The following is a 23,341-nucleotide window of genomic DNA, read 5'->3' as shown; positions in this document are numbered from 1 at the left end:
TGCTGATTACTCAAGAATCCATCCCCTCTCCAAACATCACCACCCTGTTTCTGCCTTCGCGCTTACCTTCATACAACATGTTATCCGCGCGTGTTATGAGGACGTCGAGGTCATCCTCTTCACCATGTGCTGCCGCAATACCTATGGTCACGCTCAGGCACAGCTCACTTAATTCAGCGGTTAATGGCAGTGCTTCAACGTTCTCTTTCAGACGCTCGGCTATGGTTTGCGCTTCGCTGGGGCTGGTATGCGGCAGGCCTACGACGAACTCTTCACCACCAAAGCGCCCTATAACATCAGTGGGTCGCAGCGACTGTTCGCAAACCTCGGCTATTTTGGTCAAAATTAAATCTCCGCGAGTATGGCCCCAGGTATCATTAATGCGCTTAAAATGGTCTACGTCGATCATAAAGAGGCAAAACGGCGTTTTTTCCAACTGAGCTCGTTGCAATAACGCTTCGGCCCGCTTCATAAAATGGCTTCGGCTATCCAGCCCCGTCAAAGCGTCCCGCTCAGCCACCATGCGCAATTGCGCTTCCAATGATTTTCGATGCTTTATTTCCTTGAGCAGATCACGGTTTTGCTCACGCTCATCCTGAAGTAGCGCAAATTGCTTGCGCTGCAGAAACTCTATACGTAATAAAGCACAGTAGCCCACAATATTGGCCATAATCAGCAAAAGACTAACGCGAAGCACATTCTCTGAAGGAATTCCGGCATAAACTGCCGCTGCAGACAAAAATCCGACGGTTAAATAGAGGCTCGCTAACGCTGCCACTGTGAGCAGGTTTGGAATGAGAAGATAGAAAGCCATTATCGCAACCACCACTGCGGTTATCTGGGTGGAAATACTTTCCGGGCGCAACGGAACAATGAGAATAATGCCCGTTGCCAGAATCCATAGCGGCAAACTATGCAGCCAGGCGTTACGGGAATAACCACCCCAGCGCCCGATAGCGAAAGCCAGCACAAGACAAGAGCTCACCACGGCTATACGCATAGTAAGCAACCAATAAAACTCGCGGGTTAACCCCAGCAGGTTGTAATCGGTAATGCCAAACATGGCAACAACCACCGACACCAGAGGCAATGCAAGACGGGACTCGAAACGTACCCGCGCTTTAATGGAGTCGCGATACCGGGACTCTTTGCTGGAATCGAAAAACTGCCCCGTCAGCCAATGTATGTCGTATTGTTTTTGTTGTTGTGACAACGTCTTTCCCTGCCTAAACGGTAATTTTTGTACATCAGGTAGCTTCTAATTCTGACCTTTTATGCACCGTTTTGCAGTACTTTTTTACGCTCTCCTACACCTCAAACCCAAAAAACAACTTCATGTACTGAAAGAACCCAGGATTGGCGTAATCCAGCAAAGGTTCTCGACTCACTTTTCTGCCGTGCAGATACAAACAAGGAATGCGTGAGCGGTAGGAATTTAGGTGTGAATGGTTTTGAATCGTAGGTTAGGTTATTTACCCGCTCGCCGTATTACATACTAATTTTTTAACGCCTGAATTGATTTTTTTGTGTCACTAAGGTTCTCAGCCAACGCGTCGAGTAGCTTCTGAGACTCCGCCGACTTTTCGCCCAGTTTGGTACTATTTACCACAGATGCCAGCTCTTCATCTTCCTGCTGGCACTTATCCAAAATAGCGGTTTTAGAATCCGCAGAGAAAAATTGAGTGAGCTCCCCTTCAATTATTTGCATCAGCTCTTTATCAGGGTCGGGTTTAGCCGGCAGCTCGCCGAAGTCCTTAACGATATTTTCAAACGGCTCAATAAAGGAGGCTCTTTTACTGGCAATACTATCAAGCTCGTTAGCAAGGCTATCATCCTCGACCACCTTCGCTATTTCACGGTAGTAATCCTTTGTCTCAATGACGAGCTTCAGAATTTCCATGCTATCGGCCTGATTATCTGTGCGTAATATCGACATATTATTCCTTGTTTTTATTTGGCACTGGCATATCGCCAACAATAACTTCAATAGCTTTTGGGATCACTTCAAACTCAGCCGGTGTCTCTGTTTTAAACTCACCGTCGGCCTGAATCCGCTTAGGCCTGGAAGTTTTAACGCTAATTTTTCGGGCCTTTTTACAGACAACCCGCTCTGCCTTTTGCAAATTGCCGTTACGAAAATTGACTCCCAGTAATAACAACCGGCACCACCGTATTGGTTTCAAACAAAATAAGTTCAGTTGTCCATCCAGCAATGTGGAGTCATCATCGACAATATTCCCTCCACCATAAAAGCGCCCATTACCCACCGCCAGATGAATAGCTCTTACTGAGCCTTCCCAGTCATCGGCTTTTATAGCGACTTTAAAACTTTTATTACGCTTTACCACGCTGGTAAAGGCACCCAGATAAGCAAATACTCCGAAATACTTCTTCATTTCTGATGTCAGCTCGCGGGTCACCTCTACGCCTAAGCCAACATGAGCAACATTCACAAAGTAATTACCGTTCACCTTTGCCAGGTTTATGCGTTCCCGCTCGTCGTCAATAATAGCCTGTGCGGCCGGGACAACGTCCTGTGGCAGCCCCAGCGACCGCGCGAAATCATTCGCCGTACCCATAGGTAAAATGGCTAAGGTTTGGTTACTTTTATAGATTGACTCTAACGCGGAGCTGATAGTTCCATCGCCACCGGCAACAATAACTACACCATCTTGCTCACGGTAATTTTCGATGCAGGAAGCCATGTGAGATGCGCTTTCAGTGACGCAAACCTCTACCTCAATGCCGGAGTTTCTGAGCAAATCGATAGCTTCTGTTAGCACCTCAGAGTGACCATTCCGACTCTTCGGATTCACCACTAACAATGCATGTTGCAATGACTTACCTCTTCCTATTAAGCGCTGCTTCCAATATAAGCGGTTTGTTCAAAGGCTGCAAAGTGCTGACAGAATATTTTAAATCGACTCATATGAGCCGTTTTCAGTTTCTTGTACAAGGATCATGAAATCAATGTACAGCGAGACCACTTCATCTTGCTCATTGACTCCCCAAAATGCGGGGTAAGCGCCATCGCCAAAACCGCTGGTGCAAATAACGCAGTCATCTTGCCCTGTCATTGATAACAGCTCTGTTTTCCCCTCCAGAATCCATTCGTTAAAGAGTTTTTCTTTTCTCAAATGGCTTAATTCCAAAAGGTTCGCAACATCGAATATAGCCAAGTTCCCAGCGTCGACACCATAAACGCCATTACCGCTCGGTGTATTCGCTGCATACCATTTTACCGACTGCTCGCTTTCACTTAGCTTTACCCGAATACCGGCAACCCGGTTATAGGCTGTAACTGTTTCAACGATATAGTCGCCGGGCTTTACCTTACGCTGTAGCGACTCAAACCGATAAATATCATAGCCAAAATCTAAGATACCAAGGACGCCTGAACTAATTCGGAGCTTGCCAACTTCTTCCAGCTTTGCTTCTCCCTCACCTAAATACGGGATCTCAACATGTCGGTTTTGCTGAAAAAGAACCTGTTCATTAAGGTTTAAATTCTCTTGTTTATTCATAAACGGAGCAGCGGAGCTCGACATAGCAAGAATATCAGCATGTTGTTCAGGGGCAATAACCGGGCTTTTGGGAGGATGAAAAAGAGTATGTATCCGCGTTATTTTCCAGTCTTTTTCTGCATCTAACTTGAGCTCGTAGGCATGATAATTTGAAGGCCTACCCTCATCCTGGCGCAGCTCGGTAAGCAGTTGAGCCAAGTCGCCTTGAATATCACATTCAATGATTTTTTCGTTATTCGGGTCGTAGTCAGCGGGCCCAAACGAATTGTCAGACCCTGAACCACTGCCGGCAACAAAGTGAGCTTTATCGACAGCGGACATAAGATCACGCCAGTAGCCAAAATCAAACCCCTGACCGTTATTCTTTTCAGTCTCGCTTTTTGCCTCGGCTTGCAACCATTGTTCATACCAATGGGAAATAAACGACTTAACCCTCTCTTCAGGTGAATTCATTGGCTCGTCGTAACTACTTTGCTTGCCGACAACATTATTTGAATTTTGCATGTTTGATTTTGAACTCCAATTTCATCTGGCATCTTGTCTTAACGCTTTCTTAACTTTTACTTTCAACTACGCTATGTGAATATACATACTTATATTTTGCTTCGAAAGGATTTTGGAATGCCAAAAAAGCTTTTTAGTCTTATTTTCATAAGTGCGGTTTTAATTGGTTGCAACGACTCCGATTCAGAAACCGAAGTTAAAGAGACTCAAGTTCAGAGCAATGAAAGCGCTACTGAACAGCCTAGTAATGAACCTGAAACCCGCACCATTAAAGTATCCGGCAAGGTTATATTTGAAAAAGGAGTCGGCAACGTGGAAGTCTGCGCCGATTTAAAGAGAACCGGCAGTTGCAGCTCTAAAGACCCTGTTACCACAACCAATCCCGACGGTAGTTACGAGCTAAGCTGGGAGTCCGAAGCTCCTCACCTAGATTACAACTTAATCGCATCCTGGCCTAGAAAAGACCCTTTACCTAAAATTACAGAAACAATGGCTCCGTATTGGGAAACCGTAGCCGTTGGAGCCCGCGACATCTACGACGGTGTTATCAACCCGCTGACCACAGCGGAACTTTCAGTAGAGCACGCGATGAGCATGCGAGATTACACCGATCAGGAACAGCAGGAAGGCCTCGACGAATTACGTGAAATTTATGCCGACATCTATGATTTGCCAGCTGACGAAGTTTATACCAAAGTAGCTGAATCAGGCCGGTACGCCGACACAATGGCGATACAAAACAGGCTTAGCAGTCACACTATCGGCATAGTCACAGACCCTTTAGCGCCAGCTCATGTAGCGCGTAAGCTTAAAGACGAGATGCTGGATAAAGTCGACGCAGAAAACACCTCTGTTCAGCGGTACTTTATACGGAATTCCAAATACATCAAAAAGCGAGTCCGCGAAACACTGATTGAACTCGGCTACCTGACTAAAAGTTAACGAAATGACGCTGCGCGGCTTTGGAGTGCATTCAAAGCCGCAACGAAGAACCACTGCACCACTTATTTGTAATGCCCATTAACCTACAGCGATGCCTCGGGCATTTCACCATGCCAACACTCAAGCGCAACAATCACCTGCTCATCACCATCACTGATATACAGCTGACCATCGCTTATCATTACGCCCCAGTGTGTTGAGCGATGTAATTTTTCAGCAATTTCCGCTAGCTCATTTGTAAACGTCACATAAACCACGCCTAGCCACCACGTTGCAGATAGCCTAATTTATCGCCACGTTCTAATCAACGAGGTGATTTATGAGTCGAGCATACCGCTCTAAAGCGCAGTGGCAGGCGCTAATTAATGAGTTTGAGAAAAGCGGTCTAAGCCGCAAGGCGTTTTGTGAAGCTCGGGGTATTAATCCGGACTACTTTAGTCAGCGCCGCCGTCAGTTGCAGCAAGAAACCGAGAGTACCGGTTTTGCAAGGGTGGCGACTGAGTCGTCGCCGGCATCCGCGGCGGCCATGCAGGTTCGCGTCGGCGATGCGCAGTTAGTATTACCGATGTCGGTATCGCCCCGCTGGGTGGCCGAGCTGGTCAAAGCCCTCAGCGTATGAAGATGTTCGTCGAGCCGCCGGCGATTTATTTGTATAAGCAGCCGGTCGACTTTCGCAAGAGCATCAATGGCCTCAGCGCCATTGTCGAAGCCGAGATGGACCGCTCGCCGTTCAGCGGCGCTGTTTTTGTGTTCTGCAACCGTCAGCGCGATAAAGTCCGGGCGCTTTACTGGGACAAAACCGGTTTTTGTCTTTGGTATAAACGCCTGGAAAAGAATAAGTTTAAATGGCCGCGCAAGGTAAAAAGCGATGTCCTTAATTTAAGCGCACAGCAATGGCAGTGGCTGCTCGAGGGCCTGGATATCACGCTGATGAAAGGCCATCAGCCATTGCATTTTAGTGCCACAACCTGATCGAAAACGGCTTATAAGGATCCTGCATAAAAACCGTTTTGCGATCACGAATTGGTCTAAGTAAATCCGCTAAAACAGAGGCTTCACCAGCGCTTTTGGGGTATAATAACCCCCATGAAAACGAGCGATATTAAACAACTCCCGGATGATGTTGAGAGCCTGCAAAAAATGGTTCTCGAGTTGCAATCGGAACGCGAAAAACTCCAGACAGAAATGGCTCTGGAAGAGCAACGTTGGCAACAGAAAATCCGTTATATGATGGAGCAATGGCAACTGTCGTTGCAAAAACGCTTCGGTGCCAGCAGCGAAGGACTGCCCGGTCAGGGCGAGTTGTTTAATGAGCTGGAAGACGCTCTTGAAGCGACGACTGACGAAGTCGCCGAAGACCAAAGCCAGACCATTACTTACACTCGTCAGAAACCTCGCCGTCCGCGCATTGATGAATCATTGCCGCGCGAAGAGGTGCTGCACGATATCGCAGACGAAGACAAAGTCTGCGACTGCTGTAGTCATGACTTGCACCGCAAGGGCGAGGAAACCAGCGAAGAGCTGGAGTTTATTCCGGCAAGCATTAAAGTGCTGCGTCATGTACGTCCGAAATACAGCTGCCGCGCGTGCGAAAAGCACGGCACCCAAACCGCTGTCAAAATCGCACCGGTTAAACCGAGCATACTGCCCAAGAGCATCGCAACGCCGAGCTTGCTGGCACAAATCATCAGCGCCAAGTTCCAGTTCGGGTTGCCGCTGTATCGTCAGGAAGCGATGTTTAAACAATACGGTATTGAGCTGAGCCGTCAGACCATGAGTCGCTGGATGTTGACCATCAGCGAGAAACTGCGGCCGCTTTATCAGTGCATGCGCGACATCCTGCTAAAACAGCCGGCCCTATGGGCTGACGAGACAACCTTGAACGTGCTCGATGTGGATAAATCCAAATGCTACATGTGGGTTTACGGCTGTGGCACCGATAAACCGAGGCCGGATAAATCACCGAACATCGTGTTGTATGATTATCAGGACGGGCGCGGTGGCGCCCACCCCGCTGCGTTTTTAGCTGACTATTGCGGTCCACTGCAGGTGGACGGCTATCAGGGCTATGAGCAAACCGGCGCCCAGCTGGCCGGTTGCTGGGCGCATGCCCGTCGTAAGTTCATTGAGGCCAAAACCGTACAAGGTAAAGGCAAAAGCGGTAAAGCCGACCAGGCGCTGAGCTTTATCCAGAAACTGTACGGCGTTGAGCAGAAAATCAAAGACGACTGCCCGGCGCAAAAACAGGAAAAACGTACCGACTTAGCACAGCCTGTGATGGACAAGCTAAAAATCTGGTTGGATAAGTCGGCACTGCAGGTCAACCCGCAGTCACTGCTTGGCAAAGCCATCCATTACACGCTCAAACAATGGGATAAACTGCAGGTTTATCTGCATGACGGCCACGTTAATATCGATAACAACCGTGCCGAGCGCGCAATAAAACCGTTCGTTATCGGTCGCAAAGCTTGGCTGTTCTCAAACTCACGCGGCGGCGCGCAGGCCAGCGCCATCCTGTACAGTATGGTCGAAACCGCCAAAGCCAACGGCCTGATGCCGGTCGACTATCTCATGATGTTGTTCGAGCAACTGCCGCTACTCAACGACGGTGATGACCTCGACCAACTACTGCCCTGGCACATCAACGCCGACAAAAACGGTCAATAAAACTGATCCGCCGCAGACTGTTCGGATATACCGAATTCGGTGATCGGATTAAACCGAAATGCGTGTTCGGGTGGCACCGAAATCATCTCAGCGACAATTATCTTGGCCGGTTGTGTGGTTTATGCGACGCTTACGCTCATTTTGCGGTAAAACAAACACATTCACGTTGTTTAAATGGGCAAACTTCGGTAGCACTTTTTCTCGCCACAAACGCGCATTGCCATACACAACTACGGACATCTTCGGTGCACGTCGACTGGCTTTAATAACCCGCGCAGCATCCGGTAGGCCAACATCAATCCAATGCTGAATTTCACCGGTGAGATCTATTTCCCAAAGTGCCGCTTCATCGGTATCGGATAACCCCCGGCCAAAGGCTAAATGCGGATGATAGAACATCGCATAAGCCAGTACTCGTGAGGCTAAACGCAGCTCTGTCTCAGATGGATGGCGTGCAACAGTAAATTTCACACTCTCGTAAACACCGCGATCAGTATCTGATATATCCAGTGAAATTTTATAAGGAGTTGCTTGTAATGCCATTTTTGGTACCTAAGTGTTTTCGTGTTCATATTAACCATTTAAGCCATTGGTTATAAGAGTATGAGTGCACATAAACTGCTTATACTGAATACGATACCAACGGTCATGCCAAAAATAAGATACCAGTAAGGTACAACCAACGCTTTTGTACCATTCTTCACTTCAGGTGACTTTGACACAAGATAAGAGCCGTACGCCCAGCCAAAAATATTATGCACGACGTAAAGAGAAGGAATTAATATCTGGAAGTGTGATAACTCTAGCGTAAAAAAGGTAATGATAGAAACAATAACCCATAAAAATTCAATAGTGGTTGTGAACGACTGTATTTTGTTCGTCCAGCAAACGCCTTTGGCTTTATATAAAACAACACCATCAACAATTACCGCTATTCCTACAAAGACGCTTACTAAGAAGTACAGCTCTATCATTTTTTAAACTCTCCTAACGCCCGCCATACAAGGCAATTGCCAGTTACATAACGGTTTACCCGCAATGGGACAATGTTTCGAGCCAAGCTTGATCTTCATTAAAATTTTCAACCAACCCATTACCTTTGCTGTCAGTAAATGCCCCCATGCCATGACTTATCATATACTGAGGGTGGTAGCTTGGTTTACCTATACTTTTGACTACCCGACAGAACTCCGAAAATTCTTTATCTTTACCTATCAGATTTTCGTTAATCTCTTGTTCAACTGAATTTGCATTCTTGCCCATATCTGCAAACGTATTTTGAACTAAAACCATAATACCTTGGTGAGCACTACTGTCACTGACTCGCTTTATGTCGTAGGAACCATAAATTCTCGCAAGCAGAAATAATCTGGCCGCATCTTTTACATTATTTTGGTTAGCACAAGCTGCCGATGATTTAAATAAATCAGCTGGGGTATAAATATTTTTTGCCTCAATGTATTTGATGCAGCCAACATCATGCTTTGACTCTAAATTACCAACTGCTTCAAAATTAGTGACTTTTTCATCAGCCTGTAACAGCCCGCTGAAAATAAGGAAACACATTACTATTGTTTTTTTCATGATTTATTACCTCTAAAGTCAGAACGCCCGCTGCATAAGTTAATTTAGAACGAAAGATAAAGCTGCCTTGAAAAAAGATGTCGATGTGACTGAGGTTATTAACGGCTTGTTTATTCAAAACAAAAATGAACAGAGTTTTCGCCTGCTTCAAGTAGGCGCCAGCTCTCAAATTTTATTCCGACGCCATGCTCAACTTCCCACTTAGCCCAAAACCCCATGCCGAAAGTCCCTACATCCTTCCAGGAAGGAATAAATAAGCTCTGATACAACATAACTGGGGCTAAGTCTTCAGCAGAATTGACGAGAGGAGCATGCTCATCGGGATCTTCACCCCACTCTTGAAAAGCTCTCCGATAGATGTCGACATTTGTCTGGTAGTCAGTAAAGATTCGTTCCACGGCCTGCTGATGAATGGTATCAAGTTGCTCAAGATAACCCAGCAGCGTCTTCTGCTGACTCTCCGTGACTGCCCTCTTCTGGCCCACAAAGCAGACTTCTATAGATTCTTTTTGTTGCAAGAAGGGCACATGCAGCTCACCAACAAGAAGGTCGTCTTCCTTCCGAAGTCCTTCAAGCCACTCAGCAAGGTTTTCTAACTGCACAGCCAATCCTCTTTCTGTTCAGATCGCAGCCTTGGAATAGTAGCGAAGCCGCAACGGAAAAGCCATCGCCGAGCCTGGCTTTGCTAACTCTTTACAAGCGACTTAGCTCTAAACTCAATTTCGTTGACAATTGCTAACAGTCACTTTTTCGCCTTCCGACTCTCTTGCACATCGTCCTAGCTTTGGCATGCTTAATTAGTAGTGATAACGACAAGAAATAATTGTAATTGCACTGTCGTCGGCTGCGTATACCAGTCTATTCGTATCATCGATTCGCCGCGACCAGAAACCCGCCAGGTTTTCTTTTAACGGCTCAGGTTTACCAATACCTTCGAACGGCGATCTTTTAACATCGGCAACTAATCTGTTGATACGTTTAAGTGTCTTTTTATCTTGAGTCTGCCAATATAAATAGTCTTTCCAGGCCTCATCAGTCCATGACAGCAACCTCTTACTCATCTAATAACTCTCTCTTTTTGGCTTTCCCTTCTTTGTATTGAGCAATAGATTTATTCAAATGCTCAGCATTTGCCGGCGAACGGAGCAAATGAACCGTTTCCATTAGGCTATTGTAGTAATCTAAAGACATAACCACGGCATCTTCCGAGTCACGACGGGTAATAACCGTTGTATCAGCATCGTTGATTACGCTGTCCAACACTGCTTTTAAGCCATTTCGGGCTTCAGTAAAAGAGACTATTCTCATATACACCTCAACATGTTCAATTTATTGAACAAGTATAAAACAGGTATTGGTACATGTACAGAATATTGTTCAACTGTAGCTAACACTTGCTACAAGAGTTCGATACTCGATATTAGGAGCGACCCTTACAAGACTTCATAGCTACACTATTTTTTGGGGAGTCTCTAAGCACCGCCTCTATAAAGACTTCGAAACCGCAAAGTTTCACATCCCATCTCTATTATTTGTTATGATTTTTTACTCTATAAAAATAGTCATTAAACAAGGATGTCATATGCAATTTTTGTCACGCAAAATCGTTCTAGCTCTTGTCGGAATTATAATCGTTTCAATTAGCATAGCGGCTCTTTTGCCAGAGAAAACAAAATTTCTCCGTTTTGAGACTGATATCGGTAAAGAAGAACAATACCGTTTAGATATGCGTACGCGGATACTAGAGATAAACAACCGGGCCTGGCAAATAGCAGACACAGCATCCCTGCATAGTATATTAGATTACCGTGTAGACAAGATGAACCCTGATATTAATGTCCGCGCCGTTCCCCAGGCACTAACATTTTCGTTTAATGAGAGCGTTCAGTTCAGCAACTCAAATCCTAAACGCAATTTGGAAAAGCCGGTTAGAGAACTGATTTCGTCCGGCTTCGACCAGACGATGAACCGGAAAACTGGAAAAACAACAGTAAGTGCAAAACAAGAAAGCAGAAACCTCCAGGAAGCGAGCAAGCAACGAGTAGAGCAATTGCAGCAAGTTATCCTGTCTCCGGTTGTGAACTGGGCTCTGCCGATGGTTGAAGGGAAATCGGTTACTCTAAATAGCTTTCAAGGGATCCCCTCGTTAGTTCTCAAGGTTGATAGCATTGATGAGAATAGCATTACTGTTGATATTACCAGAGAGACCAAAGCCCCAGCAGATGCCGTGCCAATGATGGGGCACAACCCCAACCTGAAGGTAAGATGGTCGGAAGTTAACGGCCGTATGCGCATTAGCCGCGATGACGGCTGGATTGAAAACTTAGTACTTATTACAACTCAGAAAACCGTCACAGATACCCCCGCCAAAGAAATTGATACGACACTCGTATTAAGGCGAAAAAGCGAACTGGTAATTGGTTCCACGGATGATTTTCTGGCTCCTTTTGAAATGGCAACTTTCCTCGCTGAGAATAACGGTTCATATGAGCTGTCTATGAGCTCTACTGGCGAGTCGCCTGATTTTGATTTTGTTAGTGACCCTGTTGCTCATACCGAAACGGCATTCGCCATTAACCCAAAGGATAACAGCTTAGAGCTTAAGCTTGAATTTGTTGGACCCGAAGGCAAGGTTATGGGGGGGCTAACTTCCATTAACTCCCTGACTCTAATGGACAATGAAGGAAATAAGCTCAATATTCCTATGATGCTTAGATCAATAGAGCCCAATTACTCCGGGGCTAGCGAGATGAACATTTACTTAGTTCCGCTTGGCTGGGAGAAGACTGACCTGAGCAAAATATCCAGCATAACGGCAGTTATGGACTACATGCCTGCGGTAGAGCCTATTCCTGTAACTCTTCCTCTAGCCAAAGACGTCACTAGTATTCAACAAGGAAATGCGCGGGCGAGCGCAACCCCAACAGATGACGGCTGGATTATTGCAACAAGAGCCAGTGATCGCTCTTACTATATTCTTGACCAATACGCCGACTACCCCGGATTATCAGGACGCTGGAGCGACAAAGCTTTTCATGACTTAAAACCGTCAGTAGAGCTACAACTTAGCCGAGTAGACGCTCCCGAGGCCTGGTACCAGCAGTTTGTTATTAAAGGTAATAGCGACAAGTTTCCTTTAACATACTACCTGGAACCACCAGAGGCGGAAGTCAGACAAGTAAAGCTTCATTTTGCGAAAAAGCCGTTTTAATCTAAGACCGTTTCGCCTTACCTCAACGGACGCCTCCGACCTCGGCTTGATGTATTTGAAGAAGCGGGGGTTGGCACAATTACTCAAAGACTCTCTGCTCGCCTACATTATTTTCTCACCAGACCAGGAGTTTAAAGCAGAGAAGGATAGAAAGTGCCTCACTTCCAACCTTGAACCCATTTCTCTTCGCTTTTAAGTTCAAGCCAATCGATTGAATATTCATTTCTCGAAAGCACTGATTCAATTTTGCATGAAATTACTGATCCGTCTTCATCATACTCAACTTCTGATACCAAAAAATGCTTCTCGCGATTAAGCGGCTCTACTGCAGTCCACTTACTATTACGCAGTTTGGCTGGGTTAATTTCATTCATATTGACTCCGTAATAAACTGAATTTACTTATTTTTACCCATCCTTCTTATTCTAATGAATGAGTAACATAGCCGCAAAAACAAGAAATCATATTTAGGCTCTATTCACCACCATTTCCTTCGGAGTAATAACCCAGTAAAATCCCCATCTATAATTCAACGCAGGCACAACTATTCAGCGTATGAAAACCAATTTAATTACCCTTGGCGGTTATGAAAAGTTGCAACAGGAACTTGAACACCTTTGGCGGGTGGAGCGGCGCGAAACGGTGGAGAAGGTCTCCTGGGCGGCGAGCCTGGGTGACCGGTCAGAGAACGCCGACTACAAATACAACAAGCAAAAGCTACGCAAAATTGATGGCCGCATTCGCTACTTAACCAAGCGTCTGGAGCAGGTGAAGGTGGTGTATTATTCGCCACAACAGGACGGTAAGGTGTTTTTTGGTGCCTGGGTGGAAATTGAGGACGAGGACAAAAATGTTCGCGCCTTTCAAATTGTCGGGCCAGATGAAATTTATGATCGCAAAAACGCGGTGTCTATTGATTCGCCTATGGCGCGTGCATTGCTGAAAAAGCAGGTGGACGACGAGGCGGAAGTTAACACGCCTCAGGGCAGTAAAGTCTGGTTTATTAATAAGATAAGTTACCAACAGCCCGCGTAGCCAATTCGTGATAGTATTCGTCCCCATTATTTGTCGTAAAGTTTCAAAACTAAGAGATGTACTATGAGCCAGATACCGCAATTACTTGCTAATGAACTGAAGGTTGATGAACGCCAGATTTCGTCTGTTATCCAGTTGCTGGATGAAGGCTCAACGGTGCCCTTTATTGCGCGCTACCGTAAGGAAGTGACTGGCGGCTTAGATGACACGCAATTGCGTCAGCTGCATCAGCGCCTGAACTACCTGCGCGAGCTGGATGACCGCCGCCAGGTGATACTCAAGTCCATTGACGAGCAAGGCAAACTGACCGACGAACTGACTCAGAGCATTAAAACAGCTGACTCGAAAACCGAGCTGGAAGATTTATACCTGCCTTACAAACCGAAGCGCCGCACCAAAGGCCAAATTGCCATTGAAGCTGGGCTTGAACCGCTGGCGGACTTGCTGTGGAAAGAACCAACTCAGAACCCGGAGCAGGCCGCGGCAGAATACATTGACGCCGACAAAGGCTTTGCCGATACGAAAGCGGTTTTAGACGGTGCCCGCGCTATTTTAATGGAGCGCTTTGCCGAGCAGGCGGAGTTACTAAAACGTTTGCGCTCGCACTTATGGCAGAACGCGCACCTAACCAGCACAGTTGCGGCGGGTAAAGAGAAAGAAGGCGCTAAGTTCCGCGACTACTTTGAGTTTTCTGAGCTGTTTAAAACCATCCCCTCGCACCGCACGCTGGCTTTGTTGCGTGGCCGTAACGAAGGCTTTTTACAGCTTTCTATGGACGCGGATCCTGGCAGTGAAGACACAACCTCGGGCTCGCACTGCGAAGTCATTATTGCCGACTTCCTGAACTTTGAGCATAAAGACCGCGCTGCCGACGACTGGCTGCGTCAGGTTATTCAATGGACCTGGCGAGTGAAGTTGTCGCTGCATATGGAAACTGAACTTATGGCTCGCGTACGTGAACGCGCTGAGGAAGCAGCCATTCAGGTATTTGCCAGCAACTTGAAAGACTTACTGATGGCGGCGCCTGCGGGTGCTAAAACCACTATGGGCTTAGACCCGGGTGTTCGCACCGGCGTTAAGGTTGCGGTGGTGGACGAAACCGGTAAAGCGGTTGCCACTAACACCGTATTCCCGTTCCAGCCGCAGAACCAAATGGACAAAGCAATGCGTACGCTGGCTACTTTGTGCAAGCAGTACAAAGTGGAACTTATCAGTATTGGTAACGGCACCCACTCGCGCGAAACCGACAAAATGGTCGGCGACATGCTGAAACAGCACAGCGACATTAAAGCCACTAAGGTTATAGTGAACGAAGCCGGTGCTTCGGTTTACTCGGCGTCTGAACTGGCTGCGCAGGAATTCCCGAATATGGACGTGTCGCTACGTGGCGCAGTCTCTATTGCCCGCCGCTTGCAGGATCCGTTGGCCGAGCTGGTGAAGATTGAACCTAAGTCTATTGGTGTGGGCCAGTACCAGCACGACGTGAGCCAGTCACAACTGGCGCAGAGTCTGGATGCAGTGGTTGAAGACTGCGTAAACGCAGTGGGTGTGGATGCCAATATGGCTTCTGCCGCGTTGCTGCAGCGCGTATCCGGCTTATCGAAAACTTTGGCGAAGAATCTGGTTGAGCACCGCGATGCTCATGGTGCGTTCCGTAACCGTAAGCAATTGCTGGATGTTGCGCGCATGGGACCAAAAGCCTTTGAACAGGCGGCAGGCTTCTTACGCATTAGTAACGGCGAGCAGCCACTGGACGCCTCCTCGGTGCACCCCGAGGCTTATACCGTGGTTGAACGCATTGCTAAAGAGAACTCACTACCGGTACAGGAACTTATTGGTAATCAGCAATTGATTAAAACCTTGAACGCTAAAGACTACACCGATGAGCGCTTTGGTCTGCCAACGGTTACCGACATTTTGTCCGAACTGGAAAAACCCGGCCGCGACCCGCGTCCTGAATTCAAAATGGCCGAGTTTAAAGAAGGCGTTGAGAAAGTCAGTGATCTGAAGCCCGGCATGTTGCTGGAAGGTGTGGTAACTAACGTGGCGAACTTTGGTGCCTTTATTGATGTTGGCGTGCATCAGGACGGTCTGGTGCACATTTCAGCACTGGCGAACAAGTTCGTCAGCGATCCGCGCGAAGTGGTTAAAGCCGGCGACATTGTGAAGGTAAAAGTGCTGGAAGTGGACATTGAGCGTAAACGTATTGGCTTAACCATGCGCCTGAGCGATGAAGCCCCAGCCAATACCGCAGGCAGCGACAAGCCTAAAGCGAAAACCGGAAGCGGACCTAAGAAAAAACCTTCAGGCAATGGTGGTCGTGCGCCACAGCCACAAAACTCAGCAATGGGCAGTGCATTAGCAGACGCCTTTGCAAAAGCGAAGAAAGATTAAACAGGAATAGTTAAGCGGTAGCGCTGAAAGAGTCCACGGAAGGACGAACGCGCTTATCGTAAAATGAAGAAATCATTTCGCCACGTTCGGACGATGAAAGCGTTTTTCTACCTTCTTCGGCAGGTGTTACAGCACTTGATGACGCAGATTGACTATCGCCATCACCTTTGTTTTCACCTTCCAGACTTTTATTAAACGGCGCGTTAATACTGATATCAGGGTTTTGCTTCTCGCCTTCCTCACCGCTTTCGCTTGCCTCAACTTGCATTTGGGCTAATTCCGCCCGAGCCTGCGTGGCTTTATTAGCCGCTTCGGCAGCAATTGAACGGTCGGCAGCAGAAGGTTGTGCCGGCGCTAATGCCGCGCGACGTACCAACTGCATTTTTTGAATGGTCGCTTGCGGATCACCATTAACCGGGCTGACATCTATTTGAACTTCGCCGCCCACAGCATAAGACTTACCGTCAGGCCCGCGTTCGTATTCATAGGAAGGCGAGCCAGCATGCTGGCCGCCAACTGCCGCGTGGGCTTGTTCGTGTACACGAACTTCCTGATCACGGCTTTTTAGCTCATCGACTTTTTCAACTTCTTCTTCACTGAGCTTCTGCTGATTCTTTTCAGCATTGTCAGTAACTTCTTTGCTGGCTTTGTCGGTGGCTTTTTTGCTGTCGGGCTTACCATCCGCTTTCGCGTCGGGTTTTCTGTCAGCCTGGGTATCGGCTTTATTACTGGATTGATCAGATTTGGCAGGTTCGTTCACCAGCGGTCGCTGCAAATTATCCCTGTTCATCGACTCCGCAGGTGGTGCCGACGTTACAGGAATAGGCGGTAACGCTGGTGAGATATTCATGTTAGAACATTAAGCGCTGGTATCAATCATTGTGCCCAACATCTCGTCGGCAGTTTCTACCGTACGGGTGTTTGACTCAAAGTTGGTCTGCCCTTGGTTTAATGAAACCAAAGAATCAGTTGTGTTGGCAGCCGTAACGCTTTGGCTGGTTTCTGACGCAGTTTCAGTTGCAGCCTGCGCACCATTTGCGACGGCATTACTTTGCTGCTGAACATCATTACGACCCGATGTTGAAGCAGACGCAATTTCCTGACTCGCTTGTGATACCTGCTGGTTTGCACGTTGCATACCCTGCAAGCCTGAGTTCATTGCTGCACCAATTTCCATCGTTTCCTCCCACACACTAGGGCGTGTTACTACGAATGTATTTGTCAGTATCGTTTATATTTTAAACATTTTCAAGTACTGACAAATGCCATTCGTCGCAATTTCAACCAATAATTACGCGTGCTGCTGAATTTGGTTTAACAGTGCTTTCCAGGAGCGTTTTTGCATTTCCAGCGAAGCCTTCATTTCATCAACCTGACGCTTCAACGCATCAATATCGTGATGCACATGTTCTTTCAAGGCTTTAGCTTTAGTATCCAGAAGCTTTTTACGAGCCTGATAGTAAGCTTTCAAATGCTGACCCATTTGGTCATAGTGTTCCTGAGCTCTGTCAAACAATGACTCCGGCGCCGAGAGTGCTTTTTGCTGAGCCCGTTTTAACTGCATTTGCAGTTTCGCCCGCTCGACCTGATACGGCGAGCTGCGCTTTAAGTTTTTCGCCAGCCCCAGCCATTTACTGGCTACGATCAGCCATTTGGTTGGGTCAAACTGCCACCAGCGAATACCGTTACGGTAATCCGCAGCAAAAATGTGGTGGTAATTATGATAGCCCTCACCAAATGTCAGAAACGCCAGCACGCCATTGTCACGCGCAGTGTTTTTGTCGGTATAAGGCTGTTTACCCCAAATGTGCGCCAGCGAATTAATAAAGAACGTGGTGTGATGGTTTAGCACCAGACGCAACACGCCAATAACCAATAAGCCAGCCCACACGTCGCCCAGCATGAAACCGGCGGCAATTGGCCAGCCAAAGTTCACAAACAGGGTTAGCGGCAAGTAATACTTGTGCTGCCACATAACAATGGGGTCTTTCTGCAGGTCTTTAACGTTATCGTAGTCAGTATAACGGCTCGCCTGATATTCACGGATCATCCAGCCAATATGCGAATACCAGAAGCCTCGCTTAGCTGAATACGGGTCTTTGTCGTTGTCATCAACGTGCTTGTGGTGCTCACGGTGGTCAGAAGACCAGTGAAGCGCACTGTTCTGCAGCGCAACCGCACCGCCAATGGCAAAAATAAAACGAATTACCGGGTTTGCATCGTATGTACGATGCGCCCACAGGCGATGATAGCCCGCAGTAATAGATAAGCCGGCGAAACACGCCGTGCCCAACATAACCCACCAAAACGCGGCACCAATGCCAACGCTGTATGCGTATAAAGGTACACCAACAATGGCGACAATAAAGGTAATAGAGAACACCAGGGTGTTTAACCAGATAATGGGGGGCTTTTCAGAAATCTTTTGCATGCATATAACCTAAAACATTCAAATAAAGGCAGGCGTCTAATAGCGTACACCTGTACGCTGAATGTACGTGTTTCGTGTTCAAATTACAAGCGGTAAAAGTGTAAAAAGCTGTGTTATCATTCTTAATATACACGCAAAGATGACTATACGACTATGGCCGGAATTCGCGCAAAGCAGAAAGAGAAAACCCGACAGGCGTTAATTAACGCGGCAATGAACCAATTAAGCGCCGAAAACGGTTTCTCCAGTTTGAGCCTGCGTGAGGTTGCCCGTGAAGCCGGTATTGCTCCTACTTCTTTTTATCGACATTTTCGCGACATGGATGAGTTAGGGCTTACTTTGGTGGACGAATGCGGTCTGGCTTTACGCCAACTATTACGCCAGGCGCGTCAGCGCATTGAATCCGGCGGCTCAATTATTCGGGTATCTATAGAAACTTTTATGCAGTTTGTCGCAGACAACACCGCTACCTTCAGGTTGTTGTTGCAGGAGCGTTCAGGCCGCTCACGCAGTTTTCGTTTGGCGGTAGTGCGCGAAATAGATCACTTCAAGGCCGAACTGGAAGACTATTTAGTTAACGAACAGTCGTTTAGCCGCGAGTTGGCCGAGTTACAGTCGGACACTATTGCCAAAATTGTATTCAGCGCCGGTGCCGACTGCTTTGACGTAGACGAAGAAGAGCGCGAAATTATTACCGAAAAAACGATTCTGCAAGTTCGCTTAGTTGCCCGGGGCGCCGAAGCGACTCGCCGATTACTAAAACGAGAGTCATAAAAAACAATCTTAATCAGAACAAGAAACTGGAGAACATTATGCTTTTACGTGCTGTAGGCGGTATGGCATTAGCAGTCTTGGCGGCCGATATTGATGCCCGCGAAATGACGCTAATGGAAACCGTAACCACCAAAGCCATTCGTTCGGCTCAATTGTCGCCGGATGGTCAGTTCACTGCGGTTATCCGCTCAACACCCCGCACTCCGTACGAAGATGACGACGGCTCCAGCTACAGTGAGTTAGTGCTTATTAACGCTGAAGGCGAAGAAACGTCTTACCTGAGTAAAGACAAAAAGTTCGGCCGGGTCAGCTTTGGTCCGCAAAGCGAATACCTGTACTTTACTGCCAAAGAAGAAGGCGATGAGTATCAGGAGCTTTACCGCATGCCTGTGCACGGCGGCGGTATTCAGTCGGTGTTTGAATTTGACGGCAATATTGGCAGCTACGCGTTGAGTGATGACAGCGAGCAACTGGTCTTTTTGTCTTCAGGCGCGAAAGACAGCGATGAAGAAAAACTTGAAAAGAAAGGCTTTAAAGCCGAAGTCTACGAAGAAGACTTAACCTATACTCAGGTTTACCATGTTTCATTGGGTCAGGAAGACGCTGAGGCCAAAGCGGTTACCGCCGACGACCAGCACGCGCTTTCGGTTAGCTTCCACCCGAATAACGAACAGCTACTGGTTCGTACCGCACCAACTTCGCTTATCGATGACAATTACATGAGCAGCCAATATCAGCTTATTAGTCTGGACGGCGAAGTAGTCACTTCTTTTGAAAGTGAAGGCAAGCTTGGTCGTGCAGAATTTTCACCGGACGGTCGTTATTTGGCCATGATCCGCGCTGCTGACTACAACGATCCTTCTGCTGGTTCTTTATTTGTTTACGACACTCGCGAGCAAGAGCACCGCAACGTGTTGCCTGACTACAAAGGCGCAGTCAAAGACTTTAGCTGGCGTACCGATGAAGAAATTATCTGGTTAGGTCATCGTGGCACCGAAACCGAAGTTCAGGCATTAACGCTTAAGTTTCTAGAAAGCCGCAGCCTGTTAGAGTTGGGTGAAGCCATTTTCACCAGCCTGGACGGCGAAGCCGGCAAATCTGAATTTGTTTTAACCGGTCACCGTCCTAGCCACCCGAGCGAAGCATTCAAATACAGCAATGGTCGTCTGGAGCGTTTAACCGACTCTAACCCCTGGCTGGCCGAGATCGATATGCCTCGTCAGGAAACCATGACTTATAAAGCACGCGACGGGCTTAAGCTGGAAGGTATTGTGGTTTACCCAACCAACTACGAAGAAGGCAAGACCTACCCGACCATGATGGTGATTCACGGTGGTCCTGAGTCGCATTACAGCAACGGCTGGTTAGATCGCTATGCGTCGCCGGTTAAACATGCTGCAGCCAAAGGTTATGCCCTGTTCTTCCCGAATTACCGTGGCAGTACCGGTCGTGGTGTTGAGTTCTCTAAGCTGGGTCAGAACGACTACGCCGGTAAAGAGTTCGATGACATTGTTGATGCGAAAAAACATCTGGTAGAAATTGGTTTAGCCGACGAGTCTCGTGTGGGTATCACTGGCGGTTCTTACGGCGGTTACGCTTCAGCCTGGGGCGCAACGGCACAGACCGAGCACTTTGCAGCCAGCGTTATGTTTGTGGGTATCAGCGACAACTTATCTAAGTTTGGTACCACCGACATTGCCAAAGAAATGCACGCTGTGCATGCCCGTAGCTATCCGTGGGACAAGTGGGAATGGTACTTAGAGCGCAGCCCAATTTATCACGCAGAAAAGGCGCGTACGCCAATTCTTATTATGCATGGTAAAGAAGACACTCGTGTACACCCTTCACAGTCTATGGAATTGTACCGTTATCTGAAAACTCACGGTAATGTACCGGTTCGCTTAGTGTTGTACCCCGGCGAAGGCCACGGCAACCGCAAAGTAGCAGCGCAGCTAGATTACAGCATGCGTTTTATGCGTTGGATGGATACCTTCCTGGTAGAAAAAGCTGAGGAAAAACCCTCGTTTGAATTACCACACGCTGAACAGCTTAAATAAAGCCAGTTCCTAATAAAAAGCCGGGATACTTCATTTTGAAGCTCCCGGCTTTTTTTATCCTAAACGTCCTTATTTACCAGAAACGGCTCGCCATATTTCCTTCCAGCCCGGTTCTTTTCCGTAGTACTGAATACCCATAGCGAATAATCTGCCCGCCACATTGCGCATCCAGTATACAAAAGCCGCCAGTAATACCAGGCTCAGCAACCATTCCCATACCGCGACATCAGTTTGCAACAAACGCGCCGGCATCATGGCAAAGGAGCTAATCGGCAGAATGCTCATTACGGTAGCTAAGGTCGAGTCAGGTTCACTTACCACACTAAAGCTCAGAAATATTGGCAACATGGGTACAAGCATCACCGTACTGCGGGACGAGTGGTTAGGGTCATCGATGGTTGCGGAAAAACCCGCTAGTAAGGCGTTAATTAAGACCGTGCCCAATAAAACAAAGATAAGACTCAACAGACCTGTGCCAATGCCCCAGTCCAGACCTGAACCGCTCTTATCGGACAGTGCCGCAACGACCAGGCTTACGCCCAAAATCATTAAACCGATAAAGAGCATTGATTTAAGGCTGTGCAAGGTAATACCAATAATTTTGCCATCCATCCACTGAGTCGGTGTCACAATGGTCAACAACTGCTCGGTTACACGCTGTTGCTTCTCGGCGGTTATGGACATCATCATCAAACCGAAACCAGTAAAAACCCCAACCATTATTATCACCAGTAGCATACTGGCTGAACCGTCGTTAGCATCGTCAATGGAAGCTTCTTCGCTTTCTTCAATAGAAAACGCAATTTCCGGCTTTTCATCAATAACCGCTTTTTCTTCCGGTGCCAGTGGTAACTGCTGAATGCGCAGATCCTGCAGTTGATCCTGTAATTCGCTGCGCAATTCCTGTTGCCAGGTCTGAGACTTCTTAACCCAGACTTTTGCGGTTAACTCCGGTGTTATGACAATTAATGCATCTAAGTCTTCCGGTAGCTGCGCTTTCCATCCTTCCACTTCCATAGTGCCAGCACTGCGAAGGCTTAAGTCTTTTGGTGCTTCAAACTCCCAAGACTGTGGTTTGCCTTGTTCATAGAAAATAGCTCCGTGATATTCATCCGACAAAAGCTGGGCTATTGCGCCCCAGCCAGTGCTCACGGCAAAAATGCCGACCAAAATGACAATAGACAAAAGTTCCTGCTTCCACTTAAAGAAGCGCTTAAACTCCCACCACGAAATGGCTTTTAACTGCTTAAAATAACCCGGACTCGTCTGTTTCATGACCGCGCCTCCTCGCTGCTTCTCTCATCACTCGCTTGCCGACGAATCGTATCCAGATATAAATCATGTAACCCGGGCTGAATCGGCGCAAAGGCTTTAATCGATACCTGCTGTGCCAATTGTGGCCACAACTCGTCTATACCGGCATCGGTGCGAAAAGTTATCTCCACTTGTTCTTCACTCACCTTGCGCATGAACTCTATTTGCTCAACGCCCTGCCAGCTATCCAAAGCCAACTGAGCTTTGGTCGTAACCCGATAAACAGGCTTAGGCAGCAAGGTATTGCGAATTTCCTGCAAGCTGCCCTGAGCTACCGCCCGTCCTTTATTCATGAGCAACATGGTGTCGGCTAAGCGTTCAACCAGCTCCATTTGGTGTGCACTTAGTACCACAGTCTTGCCCCGTTCACGCAGTTCGTTCAATACCGTCAGCACGTGCTCCTGGTTTACCGGGTCCAATCCCGAAAAGGGTTCATCCAGAATAACCAGTTGAGGGTCGTGCAGCAGCGTGGCAATAAGTTGTACTTTTTGCTGGTTTCCCTTAGACATCTGACGCAAGGGCTCATCTTTGCGATCAGTCAGTTCGAACCGCTCCAGCCAATTATCAATATCGCTGCGTATATCGCTCAGCTTCAACCCGCGCAAACTGGCAATATAATTCAGGTTATCCAGTATGGTTCGGTCCTGATACAAACCGCGGTCTTCAGGCAGATAAGCGAAGTCGTGATAGGTCAGCTCTATACTCTCGCCGTTATTCTCAACGAGGATCTCACCTTCGTCGGGTTGGGTCAGGCCGACCAGCATACGAACCAGGGACGACTTACCGGCGCCGTTAGGACCGAGTAACGCCTGAATCTTGCCGGGCTGAATATCGAGGGAGATAGCGTCTACCGCCGTTACGGTGCGGTAACGCTTAGTGACATTATTAACTGAAAGGCGCATGT

At 47.6% G+C, this 23,341-nt stretch carries 26 protein-coding genes; 9 read left to right on the top strand and 17 right to left on the bottom strand.

What is annotated here, in order from left to right:
- Window positions 1-10 precede the first annotated feature (10 nt).
- The 4 genes from ACP7H9_RS07115 to ACP7H9_RS07100 all read right to left on the bottom strand — a co-directional run bounded on the left by ACP7H9_RS07115 (window position 11) and on the right by ACP7H9_RS07100 (window position 4,028).
- The gene (locus ACP7H9_RS07115; RefSeq protein WP_439222464.1) at window positions 11-1,213 is read right to left on the bottom strand and encodes a GGDEF domain-containing protein; all 1,203 of its coding nucleotides are present in this window, start codon (window positions 1,211-1,213) and stop codon (window positions 11-13) included.
- Window positions 1,214-1,495: 282 nt separating this feature from the next.
- Window positions 1,496-1,936 (bottom strand): hypothetical protein, encoded by a 441-nt coding sequence (locus ACP7H9_RS07110; RefSeq protein WP_439222463.1) that lies wholly within the window; start codon window positions 1,934-1,936, stop codon window positions 1,496-1,498.
- Window position 1,937: 1 nt separating this feature from the next.
- Window positions 1,938-2,837, bottom strand: coding sequence for a lipid kinase (locus tag ACP7H9_RS07105; protein ID WP_439222462.1), 900 nt, complete (start codon window positions 2,835-2,837; stop codon window positions 1,938-1,940).
- 78 nt (window positions 2,838-2,915) lie between these two features.
- Complete coding sequence (locus ACP7H9_RS07100) at window positions 2,916-4,028, bottom strand: DUF4241 domain-containing protein (RefSeq protein WP_439222461.1); 1,113 nt, start codon at window positions 4,026-4,028, stop codon at window positions 2,916-2,918.
- A gap of 117 nt (window positions 4,029-4,145) precedes the next feature.
- Between ACP7H9_RS07100 and ACP7H9_RS07095 the strand changes: the two genes are divergently transcribed.
- Window positions 4,146-4,970: a hypothetical protein gene (locus tag ACP7H9_RS07095; RefSeq protein ID WP_439222460.1), complete on the top strand. Its 825-nt coding sequence runs from the start codon at window positions 4,146-4,148 to the stop codon at window positions 4,968-4,970.
- A gap of 83 nt (window positions 4,971-5,053) precedes the next feature.
- Here ACP7H9_RS07095 and ACP7H9_RS07090 read toward each other — a convergent pair whose 3' ends face one another.
- Complete coding sequence (locus tag ACP7H9_RS07090; RefSeq protein ID WP_439222459.1) at window positions 5,054-5,218, bottom strand: hypothetical protein; 165 nt, start codon at window positions 5,216-5,218, stop codon at window positions 5,054-5,056.
- A 71-nt stretch (window positions 5,219-5,289) separates the two neighbouring features.
- Here ACP7H9_RS07090 and tnpA point away from each other — a divergent pair, with 71 nt between their 5' ends.
- The 3 genes from tnpA to tnpC all read left to right on the top strand — a co-directional run bounded on the left by tnpA (window position 5,290) and on the right by tnpC (window position 7,637).
- Window positions 5,290-5,589 carry an IS66 family insertion sequence element accessory protein TnpA gene (gene tnpA, locus ACP7H9_RS07085; protein ID WP_034818400.1) on the top strand — a complete coding sequence of 100 codons (300 nt, stop codon included), beginning with the start codon at window positions 5,290-5,292 and terminating at the stop codon, window positions 5,587-5,589.
- Entirely contained in the window at window positions 5,586-5,942 is a 357-nt protein-coding gene (gene tnpB / locus ACP7H9_RS07080) for an IS66 family insertion sequence element accessory protein TnpB (protein ID WP_034818399.1), read from the top strand. The genes tnpA and tnpB overlap by 4 nt, the downstream gene beginning before the upstream one ends.
- Window positions 5,943-6,056: 114 nt before the next feature.
- Window positions 6,057-7,637 (top strand): IS66 family transposase, encoded by a 1,581-nt coding sequence (gene tnpC, locus ACP7H9_RS07075; protein ID WP_439222458.1) that lies wholly within the window; start codon window positions 6,057-6,059, stop codon window positions 7,635-7,637.
- A gap of 87 nt (window positions 7,638-7,724) precedes the next feature.
- Here the strand turns inward: tnpC and ACP7H9_RS07070 are convergent, their stop codons facing one another.
- The 6 genes from ACP7H9_RS07070 to ACP7H9_RS07045 form a co-directional block, all read right to left on the bottom strand.
- Complete coding sequence (locus ACP7H9_RS07070) at window positions 7,725-8,180, bottom strand: YaeQ family protein (RefSeq protein ID WP_439222457.1); 456 nt, start codon at window positions 8,178-8,180, stop codon at window positions 7,725-7,727.
- 50 nt (window positions 8,181-8,230) lie between these two features.
- The gene (locus ACP7H9_RS07065) at window positions 8,231-8,611 is read right to left on the bottom strand and encodes a hypothetical protein (RefSeq protein WP_011233551.1); all 381 of its coding nucleotides are present in this window, start codon (window positions 8,609-8,611) and stop codon (window positions 8,231-8,233) included.
- Between the two features lie 55 nt (window positions 8,612-8,666).
- Window positions 8,667-9,221: a hypothetical protein gene (locus tag ACP7H9_RS07060; RefSeq protein ID WP_011233550.1), complete on the bottom strand. Its 555-nt coding sequence runs from the start codon at window positions 9,219-9,221 to the stop codon at window positions 8,667-8,669.
- Window positions 9,222-9,331: 110 nt separating this feature from the next.
- Window positions 9,332-9,823, bottom strand: a complete 492-nt coding sequence (locus ACP7H9_RS07055; protein WP_011233549.1) for a DUF6985 domain-containing protein — start codon at window positions 9,821-9,823, stop codon at window positions 9,332-9,334.
- A 195-nt stretch (window positions 9,824-10,018) separates the two neighbouring features.
- Complete coding sequence (locus ACP7H9_RS07050; RefSeq protein ID WP_011233548.1) at window positions 10,019-10,282, bottom strand: Txe/YoeB family addiction module toxin; 264 nt, start codon at window positions 10,280-10,282, stop codon at window positions 10,019-10,021.
- The gene (locus ACP7H9_RS07045) at window positions 10,275-10,529 is read right to left on the bottom strand and encodes a type II toxin-antitoxin system Phd/YefM family antitoxin (protein WP_011233547.1); all 255 of its coding nucleotides are present in this window, start codon (window positions 10,527-10,529) and stop codon (window positions 10,275-10,277) included. The genes ACP7H9_RS07050 and ACP7H9_RS07045 overlap by 8 nt, the downstream gene beginning before the upstream one ends.
- A gap of 274 nt (window positions 10,530-10,803) precedes the next feature.
- On the opposite strand from ACP7H9_RS07045, the gene ACP7H9_RS07040 reads away from it, so the two are divergent.
- Window positions 10,804-12,432, top strand: a complete 1,629-nt coding sequence (locus tag ACP7H9_RS07040; protein WP_011233546.1) for a hypothetical protein — start codon at window positions 10,804-10,806, stop codon at window positions 12,430-12,432.
- 158 nt (window positions 12,433-12,590) lie between these two features.
- On the opposite strand, the gene ACP7H9_RS07035 is transcribed toward ACP7H9_RS07040, so the two are convergent.
- The gene (locus tag ACP7H9_RS07035) at window positions 12,591-12,806 is read right to left on the bottom strand and encodes a TIGR02450 family Trp-rich protein (protein WP_011233545.1); all 216 of its coding nucleotides are present in this window, start codon (window positions 12,804-12,806) and stop codon (window positions 12,591-12,593) included.
- Between the two features lie 181 nt (window positions 12,807-12,987).
- On the opposite strand from ACP7H9_RS07035, the gene greB reads away from it, so the two are divergent.
- Together greB and ACP7H9_RS07025 are read left to right on the top strand one after the other, a co-directional pair.
- Window positions 12,988-13,467: a transcription elongation factor GreB gene (gene greB, locus ACP7H9_RS07030; RefSeq protein WP_439222456.1), complete on the top strand. Its 480-nt coding sequence runs from the start codon at window positions 12,988-12,990 to the stop codon at window positions 13,465-13,467.
- A 63-nt stretch (window positions 13,468-13,530) separates the two neighbouring features.
- The gene (locus tag ACP7H9_RS07025) at window positions 13,531-15,861 is read left to right on the top strand and encodes a Tex family protein (protein ID WP_439222455.1); all 2,331 of its coding nucleotides are present in this window, start codon (window positions 13,531-13,533) and stop codon (window positions 15,859-15,861) included.
- A gap of 10 nt (window positions 15,862-15,871) precedes the next feature.
- On the opposite strand, the gene ACP7H9_RS07020 is transcribed toward ACP7H9_RS07025, so the two are convergent.
- The 3 genes from ACP7H9_RS07020 to ACP7H9_RS07010 form a co-directional block, all read right to left on the bottom strand.
- A complete protein-coding gene (locus ACP7H9_RS07020) occupies window positions 15,872-16,651 on the bottom strand; it encodes a putative metalloprotease CJM1_0395 family protein (RefSeq protein ID WP_110013055.1) in 780 nt (259 codons plus the stop codon).
- A gap of 69 nt (window positions 16,652-16,720) precedes the next feature.
- Window positions 16,721-17,038: a flagellar basal body rod C-terminal domain-containing protein gene (locus ACP7H9_RS07015; RefSeq protein ID WP_011233541.1), complete on the bottom strand. Its 318-nt coding sequence runs from the start codon at window positions 17,036-17,038 to the stop codon at window positions 16,721-16,723.
- Window positions 17,039-17,152: 114 nt separating this feature from the next.
- On the bottom strand, window positions 17,153-18,292 hold the full coding sequence (locus ACP7H9_RS07010; protein WP_439222454.1) for a fatty acid desaturase: 1,140 nt from the start codon (window positions 18,290-18,292) through the stop codon (window positions 17,153-17,155).
- Window positions 18,293-18,445: 153 nt separating this feature from the next.
- Between ACP7H9_RS07010 and fabR the strand changes: the two genes are divergently transcribed.
- Together fabR and ACP7H9_RS07000 are read left to right on the top strand one after the other, a co-directional pair.
- The gene (gene fabR / locus ACP7H9_RS07005) at window positions 18,446-19,066 is read left to right on the top strand and encodes an HTH-type transcriptional repressor FabR (RefSeq protein WP_110013054.1); all 621 of its coding nucleotides are present in this window, start codon (window positions 18,446-18,448) and stop codon (window positions 19,064-19,066) included.
- A gap of 38 nt (window positions 19,067-19,104) precedes the next feature.
- On the top strand, window positions 19,105-21,123 hold the full coding sequence (locus tag ACP7H9_RS07000; protein WP_286830424.1) for a S9 family peptidase: 2,019 nt from the start codon (window positions 19,105-19,107) through the stop codon (window positions 21,121-21,123).
- Between the two features lie 69 nt (window positions 21,124-21,192).
- On the opposite strand, the gene ACP7H9_RS06995 is transcribed toward ACP7H9_RS07000, so the two are convergent.
- Both ACP7H9_RS06995 and ACP7H9_RS06990 read right to left on the bottom strand, forming a co-directional pair.
- Window positions 21,193-22,398, bottom strand: coding sequence for an ABC transporter permease (locus tag ACP7H9_RS06995; RefSeq protein ID WP_286830422.1), 1,206 nt, complete (start codon window positions 22,396-22,398; stop codon window positions 21,193-21,195).
- Window positions 22,395-23,339, bottom strand: coding sequence for an ABC transporter ATP-binding protein (locus ACP7H9_RS06990; protein WP_286830420.1), 945 nt, complete (start codon window positions 23,337-23,339; stop codon window positions 22,395-22,397). Before ACP7H9_RS06990 ends, ACP7H9_RS06995 begins: the two co-directional genes overlap by 4 nt.
- Between the last annotated feature and the right edge of the window lie 2 nt (window positions 23,340-23,341).

Origin of the sequence: Idiomarina sp. ST20R2A10, from assembly GCF_051842345.1 — a bacterium.
GTDB classification, from domain to species: domain Bacteria; phylum Pseudomonadota; class Gammaproteobacteria; order Enterobacterales; family Alteromonadaceae; genus Idiomarina; species Idiomarina loihiensis.
The sequence above is the reverse complement of the archived record's forward strand: the minus strand, read 5'-3'. Positions and strand labels throughout refer to the sequence as shown.